Origin of the sequence: Streptomyces panacea (genome assembly GCF_040560175.1) — a bacterium.
Lineage (GTDB): Bacteria > Actinomycetota > Actinomycetes > Streptomycetales > Streptomycetaceae > Streptomyces > Streptomyces panacea.
In genome coordinates this window covers 25,025-31,280 of record NZ_JARJHW010000082.1, presented here as the reverse complement: position 1 = coordinate 31,280, position 6,256 = coordinate 25,025, and the positions used below count along the sequence as shown (strand labels likewise).

Here is a 6,256-nt window from a genome sequence, read left to right as displayed (position 1 = left end):
CGTCCGGCCGGCACCTTCCCTGTCTCGTCGATTCCGACGCGATGTCGGTAAACTGTTGCCAATGCCGTGCGGCGCGTGGTCACATGGTGAACGAGACTTGGTTAGGTCTACCTAACCAGCCTGCCCCCGGAGCCTCAGGAGGCATCCATGCCGGCATCAGAGAGCACCGAGACGCGACCGTCGGAGCCGACGGCCGCGTCCGCGGACCCGTCGTCCGTGTCGATGAGGGACCTGCTGGCATCGTGTGCGGCGGCCAGCGCCGTATCGACGCCGCCGAGCGGGAGCGCCCGCGTCGATACGGACGACGAAGCCGCGTAAACGGTCCGGGGTTACGGGACGACGACGATCTTCAAGCCGATCGTCGCGAACGTCCACATCGCGTCGCCGTCCTCCGGCGTCATCCGGACGCCGCCCGTCTTCAGACTCGGGTCCGGGCTCGCCATCGTCCCGTCGACCGCCGCGCTGAACCCGATCGCGACCTGGTTCACGCTCGCGAACCGCACCACGTGTTCGATGTCGACCCCGTCCGAGCCCGTGATCTTCCCGGACCGCGACGTGACCTGATACGTGCCCGGCGGCGGATTCACCGTGCTCGGCATGACCCCGAAACTCCGCGGCTTCGGCGCCTTGTCCACCAGCCACACACGCTTGGCGTCCAGCGCGTAGACGACGCGGGGACCGCTGCCCGACTTCGCGGGCACCGCGTGCGCGTCCTTCTTCTTCTCCTTGGGCGCGGGGGAGGCGGAGGCCGACGAGCCGGGCTTCTTGGGCGACGCGAGCTGGTCCGGCACGTTCGCCGACGCCTGGTACGCGAGGAAACCGACGGTGGCCACGGCCAACGCGGTGAGCCCGGCCACGAATCCCGAGCTGCTCCTGGACACCTTGATCCACCTCTCGTACGTACGTCTGCCTGGTGACGTTAGCAGCAGGCGGTAGAGGGGACGGGGTGCCGTGCCCGGCCCCGGGGCCCCTCCGGGGAGCCGTAGGCTGTTTGCGTGCTCCTGCTCGCCGTTGATACCGCCACGCCCGCCGTCACCGTCGCCCTCCACGACGGTGTCTCCGTCCTCGCGTCCGAGAGCCAGGTCGACGCACGTCGGCACGGGGAGCTGCTGCTGCCCGCCGTCGACCGGGTCTTCGCCGAGGCCGGTCTCGCGCTCGGCGCCGTCACGGACCTGGTCGTCGGAGTCGGCCCCGGCCCGTACACCGGACTGCGCGTCGGCCTCGTCACGGCCGCGGCCTTCGGCTCGACGCTCGGGGTGCCCGTCCACGGGCTGTGCACGCTGGACGGACTCGCCTACGCCGCGTGCCTCGACGAGCCCTTCGTGGTGGCGACGGACGCCCGCCGCAAGGAGGTCTACTGGGCGCGGTACGCGGACTCCCGTACGCGGCTGACCGAGCCCGCGGTCGACCGGCCCGCCGACATCGCGGCGGAGCTGGCGGGGCTGCCGGTCGTCGGAGCGGGCGGTGTGCTCTACCCGGAGGCGTTCCCGCTCGCCCGCGAACCCGAGCACCAGTCGGCCGCAGCGCTCGCGTCGCTCGCCGCCGAGAGAATCGCGGCCGGCGACACGGACGCGTTCCTGCCGGCGCTGCCGCTCTATCTGCGCCGCCCCGACGCGCAGGTGCCCAAGAACTACAAGGTGGTCACTCCGAAGTGACCGACGTGACCGAGGTGAGCGACACGGCGGGCGTGACGGAGCCCAAGCTGCGCGAGATGCGCTGGTGGGACATCGAGTCCGTGCTCGCGCTCGAGTACGAGCTGTTCCCCGAGGACGCCTGGTCACCGGGCATGTTCTGGTCGGAGCTGGCCCACGCGCGCGGCCCGGCCGCCACCCGCCGCTATGTGGTCGCCGCGACCGGCGACGGCCGGATCGCCGGTTACGCCGGACTCGCCGCCGCCGGCGGCCTCGGCGACGTACAGACCATCGCCGCCGCCCGCGACCACTGGGGGACCGGGCTCGGCTCGCGGCTGCTCACCGATCTGCTCCAGCACGCCACCGCCTTCGAGTGCGAGGAGGTGCTGCTGGAGGTGCGGGTGGACAACCCCCGCGCGCAGAAGCTGTACGAGCGGTTCGGCTTCGAGCCCGTCGGCTTCCGCCGGGGCTACTACCAGCCGGGCAACGTCGACGCCCTCGTCATGCGCCTGTCCATGCAGGACGAGCGGCGCCCACCGAAACAAGGAACAGAGACCCATGGCTGACGAACCTCTCGTCCTCGGCATCGAGACCTCGTGCGACGAGACGGGCGTGGGCATCGTCCGCGGTACGACGCTGCTCGCCGACGCCATCGCCTCCAGCGTCGACGAGCACGCCCGCTTCGGCGGCGTCGTGCCCGAGGTCGCCTCCCGCGCGCACCTGGAGGCCATGGTGCCCACGGTCGAGCGCGCGCTGAAGGAGGCGGGGGTGAGCGCCCGCGACCTGGACGGGATCGCGGTCACGGCCGGTCCCGGGCTGGCCGGCGCGCTGCTGGTCGGTGTCTCGGCCGCCAAGGCGTACGCGTACGCGCTCGGCAAGCCGCTCTACGGCGTGAACCACCTCGCCTCGCACATCTGCGTCGACCAGCTGGAGCACGGGCCGCTGCCCGAGCCGACGATGGCGCTGCTGGTCAGCGGCGGGCACTCCTCGCTGCTGCTCGCGCCGGACATCACCGCCGACGTACGGCCGATGGGCGCGACCATCGACGACGCGGCGGGCGAGGCCTTCGACAAGATCGCGCGCGTCCTCCAACTGGGCTTCCCCGGCGGCCCGGTGATCGACCGGCTCGCGCGCGAGGGCGACCCGGCGGCGATCGCCTTCCCGCGCGGACTGACCGGCCCGCGCGACGCGCCGTACGACTTCTCCTTCTCCGGGCTCAAGACGTCCGTCGCCCGCTGGATCGAGGCGAAGCGCGCGGCGGGCGAGGACGTGCCCGTACGGGATGTGGCCGCGTCCTTCCAGGAGGCCGTGGTGGACGTACTGACGCGGAAGGCGGTGCGCGCCTGCAAGGACGAGGGCGTGGACCACCTGATGATCGGCGGCGGCGTCGCGGCCAACTCCCGGCTGCGCGCGCTGGCCGCCGAGCGGTGCGAGCGCGCGGGCATCCGGCTGCGGGTGCCCCGGCCGGGCCTCTGCACCGACAACGGCGCGATGGTCGCCGCGCTCGGCGCCGAGATGGTGGCACGGAACCGGCCCCCGTCCGACTGGGACCTGTCGGCGGACTCCTCGCTGCCGGTGACCGAGACCCATGTACCGGGACACCGGCATGATCATGATCATGTGCACGAGGTCAGCAAGGACAACCTCTACTCATGACGGTCGCGCTGATGTGGGAGGCCAAGGCCGCCCCCGGCCGGGGCGCCGAGCTGCTGGCGTGGGTCCGGTCGCAGGCTCTCGCCCCGGACCCTGCCACGGCCCCGACCCGCCGCGAGACACTCACCGCGCCCGGCGGCCGGGTACTGGTGATGACCTGGTGGGACGCCTCGTACGACGCGGAACTGCCCGAGATCCCGGAGCCCGCCGACGAACTGGTGGCTCGGGCGGTGCACCGCTGGCGGTTCGAGACGGCCGACTGACCGGGCTCGCGTACGGTCCGCGAACCGCTCGCGAAAACTTCGAAGAAAAATCGCGGCGTGTGTCGATCCGGTCCCCGCCCGTTCGACGCAAGGGTGAGAGGCGGGAAACAGCCCCGCCCACCGCACACCGAGGAGTCACCATGCCGCGCTTCATGACACTGATCCACCTCGACGAGTCCAACATCCCCGCCCAGGGCCACAGCGCCGAGCTGGGCGAGCGGATGGGGCGGCTGGCCGAGGAGATGAACAAGGCCGGCGCCATGCTGGAGACCGGTGGGCTGCACCCGTCCGCCGAGGGCACCCGGGTCACCTGGTCGGGCGGGAAGCTGTCGGTCACCGACGGGCCGTTCACCGAGTCCAAGGAGGTCATCGGCGGCTACTCGATCATCCAGGCCAAGACGCAGGCCGAGGCCGTCGAGTGGGCCAAGCGGTTCCTCCAGATCCACGAGGACTACTGGACCCTGACCGCCGAGACCCGCCAGATCGCCGAATAGCCACCGGCCGGTCGCCGGCCACCCGGCCGCCGCGCTTCCGGCGTCGCTGTCCGTTTGCCGTCCGCCCACCCCGGTGCTCTGATGGGTGGCCGTGACGGCACACGGCGAGGGCAGCGGCAGCGCGGGCGCGGTGGAAGCGGTATTCCGGATCGAACAGGCGAGGATCATCGCCGCCGTCGCCCGCGTCGTACGCGATGTCGGCATCGCCGAGGAACTGGCGCAGGACGCGCTGGTCGCCGCGTTGGAGCAGTGGCCGGAGTCGGGCGTCCCGGACAATCCGGGAGCCTGGCTCATGGCCACGGCCAGGCGACGCGCCATCGATCTCGTACGCCGCCGGGAGACGTACGCCCGCAAGCTCGCCGAGGTCGGCCGCACCCTCGAGGACAGCGCGCCACCGCCCGAGCCAGCCGACGCCGACGACATCGACGACGACCTGCTGCGGCTCGTCTTCGTCTCCTGCCACCCCGTCCTGTCCACCGAGGCGCGCGTCGCCCTCACCCTGCGGCTGCTCGGCGGACTGACCACCGACGAGATCGCCCGCGCCTATCTGGTGCCCGAGCCGACCGTCGCCCAGCGCATCGTGCGCGCCAAGCGCAGCCTCGCCAAGGCGGGCGTCCCCTTCGAGGTGCCGTACGGCGCCGAGCGCGACGCGCGCCTGGCCTCCGTGCTGGAGGTCATCTACCTCGTCTTCAACGAGGGCTACTCCGCGACCGCCGGGGACGACCTGCTGCGCCCCGGCCTGTGCGAGGACGCGCTGCGGCTCGCGCGCGTGCTGAGCGGGCTGATGCCCAAGGAGCCCGAAGTGCACGCGCTGACGGCCCTGTTGGAGCTCCAGGCGTCCCGTACGGCCACCCGTACCGCACCCGACGGCACCCCCGTCCTGCTCGCCGACCAGAACCGCTCGCGCTGGGACCGGCTGCTCATCCGCCGGGGCGTCGAGGCCCTGACCCGGGCGAGTGCGCTGGGCGGCGCCCCCGGCCCGTACGCCCTCCAGGCCGCGATCGCCGCGTGCCACGCGGGGGCGGCGACGTACGAGGACACGGACTGGGCCACGATCGCCGCGCTGTACGGGCGCCTCGCCGCGCTCACCCCCTCGCCCGTCGTGGAACTGAACCGTGCCGTCGCCGTCTCGATGGCGGACGGGCCCGGGGCGGGTCTGGCGCTGGTCGACGCGCTGGCGGCGGGGCCCGCCGGATCCGCGCTCAAGGGCTACCACCTGCTGCCGAGCGTGCGCGGGGATCTGCTGGCGCGGCTGGGGCGTACGGAGGAGGCGAGGGCCGAGTTCGTCCGGGCGGCGGCGCTGACCCGCAACGAACGCGAGCGCACGCTGCTGGAGGAGCGGGCCGCCCGGACCCGGTGAGCGCGGCCGGCGTCCTCGGGCAGGCTCGCCGCCTCCAGCGGCGTCCTGAGGCCCGACGGCGGCGCCGAGGTCCGACAGCGGCGCCGAGGTCCGCGAGGGCGCCGGCCCGCCCGCGGTCGTCCGCACGGCCGCATGCCGATCGGGGCCCAGGACGGCCCAAGGCGGCCCCCGGGCGGCGATAGTCTCGCCGCATGTCTCGCCGCTCATCCCCGCTGCCGCCGCCCCCGCCCCCCGTACACATCCGTACCTGGCCCGACGAGCAGGCGCTGCTCGCGGAGCGCGCGACCGTCCTCGGCTGGCTCGTCGGGCGGGGTATGGGACCCGCGCGGCTCGCGCAGTTCCTGCTGCTCGTGGCCGGGGTGGAGTTCGGCTGGCTGATGGCCGGCGGGGGGCTGGACGGGCTGGCCGGGGAGGACATCGACCCGATCACCCTCATCCTCGGCGCGGTCCTCGCGGCGTTCGGCCTCGGCGTGATGACGGCCGCCGGGATCGTCCTCGGCCTGCTGCTCCGCCGGGACGTGGCGATGTACCGGCTGACGCGCCAGTGGGCGGCGCTGACGAGCGACCCGGTGGGCGACCCGCGCCTGCGGCTGCCGGGTGTGAGTCTGTGCTGGCTGCTGATCTCCCTCCTGGTCGGGGTGGCCGGTCTGTGGCTGTCCCTGGAGACGCCCGCGACCGCGCGACGGGGCGAGGACACGTACATGGAGGTCGCGTACGTGATGGGCGCGGGCGCCCTCCTGTGGATCGCCGGGCTGATCGGCGTCACGAAGGCCGTCACGCACTACCGGTGGGCCGTCCGGCTGCTCACCGTGGGTCAGCCCCGGCCCGCCGGGCGGTGATCATGGGGGATAACCT

At 73.1% G+C, this 6,256-nt stretch carries 8 protein-coding genes; 7 read left to right on the top strand and 1 reads right to left on the bottom strand.

Annotated features, from left to right (window positions below; genetic code table 11):
* Positions 1–329 precede the first annotated feature (329 nt).
* Entirely contained in the window at positions 330–881 is a 552-nt protein-coding gene (locus P3L51_RS20265) for a hypothetical protein (RefSeq protein ID WP_354606674.1), read from the bottom strand.
* Between the two features lie 114 nt (positions 882–995).
* On the opposite strand from P3L51_RS20265, the gene tsaB reads away from it, so the two are divergent.
* The 7 genes from tsaB to P3L51_RS20230 all read left to right on the top strand — a co-directional run bounded on the left by tsaB (position 996) and on the right by P3L51_RS20230 (position 6,240).
* Positions 996–1,655, top strand: coding sequence for a tRNA (adenosine(37)-N6)-threonylcarbamoyltransferase complex dimerization subunit type 1 TsaB (tsaB, locus tag P3L51_RS20260; RefSeq protein ID WP_354606673.1), 660 nt, complete (start codon positions 996–998; stop codon positions 1,653–1,655).
* Between the two features lie 56 nt (positions 1,656–1,711).
* On the top strand, positions 1,712–2,197 hold the full coding sequence (rimI, locus tag P3L51_RS20255) for a ribosomal protein S18-alanine N-acetyltransferase (RefSeq protein ID WP_354606675.1): 486 nt from the start codon (positions 1,712–1,714) through the stop codon (positions 2,195–2,197).
* Positions 2,190–3,287 (top strand): tRNA (adenosine(37)-N6)-threonylcarbamoyltransferase complex transferase subunit TsaD, encoded by a 1,098-nt coding sequence (tsaD, locus tag P3L51_RS20250; RefSeq protein WP_354606672.1) that lies wholly within the window; start codon positions 2,190–2,192, stop codon positions 3,285–3,287. The genes rimI and tsaD overlap by 8 nt, the downstream gene beginning before the upstream one ends.
* The gene (locus P3L51_RS20245) at positions 3,284–3,547 is read left to right on the top strand and encodes a hypothetical protein (RefSeq protein ID WP_354606671.1); all 264 of its coding nucleotides are present in this window, start codon (positions 3,284–3,286) and stop codon (positions 3,545–3,547) included. The genes tsaD and P3L51_RS20245 overlap by 4 nt, the downstream gene beginning before the upstream one ends.
* 140 nt (positions 3,548–3,687) lie before the next feature.
* Positions 3,688–4,041, top strand: a complete 354-nt coding sequence (locus P3L51_RS20240) for a YciI family protein (protein WP_354606670.1) — start codon at positions 3,688–3,690, stop codon at positions 4,039–4,041.
* 91 nt (positions 4,042–4,132) lie between these two features.
* Positions 4,133–5,401, top strand: coding sequence for an RNA polymerase sigma factor (locus tag P3L51_RS20235; RefSeq protein ID WP_354606669.1), 1,269 nt, complete (start codon positions 4,133–4,135; stop codon positions 5,399–5,401).
* A 191-nt stretch (positions 5,402–5,592) separates the two neighbouring features.
* A complete protein-coding gene (locus tag P3L51_RS20230) occupies positions 5,593–6,240 on the top strand; it encodes a hypothetical protein (RefSeq protein ID WP_354606668.1) in 648 nt (215 codons plus the stop codon).
* The last annotated feature ends 16 nt before the right edge of the window (positions 6,241–6,256 follow it).

What these genes read in the sequence shown, in the direction of transcription:
- rimI (WP_354606675.1), top strand. Translation starts at nt 1,712, where the DNA reads ATGCGCTGGTGGGACATCGAGTCCGTGCTCGCGCTCGAGTACGAGCTG.
- tsaD (WP_354606672.1), top strand. Translation starts at nt 2,190, where the DNA reads ATGGCTGACGAACCTCTCGTCCTCGGCATCGAGACCTCGTGCGACGAG.
- P3L51_RS20245 (WP_354606671.1), top strand. Translation starts at nt 3,284, where the DNA reads ATGACGGTCGCGCTGATGTGGGAGGCCAAGGCCGCCCCCGGCCGGGGC.
- P3L51_RS20240 (WP_354606670.1), top strand. Translation starts at nt 3,688, where the DNA reads ATGCCGCGCTTCATGACACTGATCCACCTCGACGAGTCCAACATCCCC.
- P3L51_RS20230 (WP_354606668.1), top strand. Translation starts at nt 5,593, where the DNA reads ATGTCTCGCCGCTCATCCCCGCTGCCGCCGCCCCCGCCCCCCGTACAC.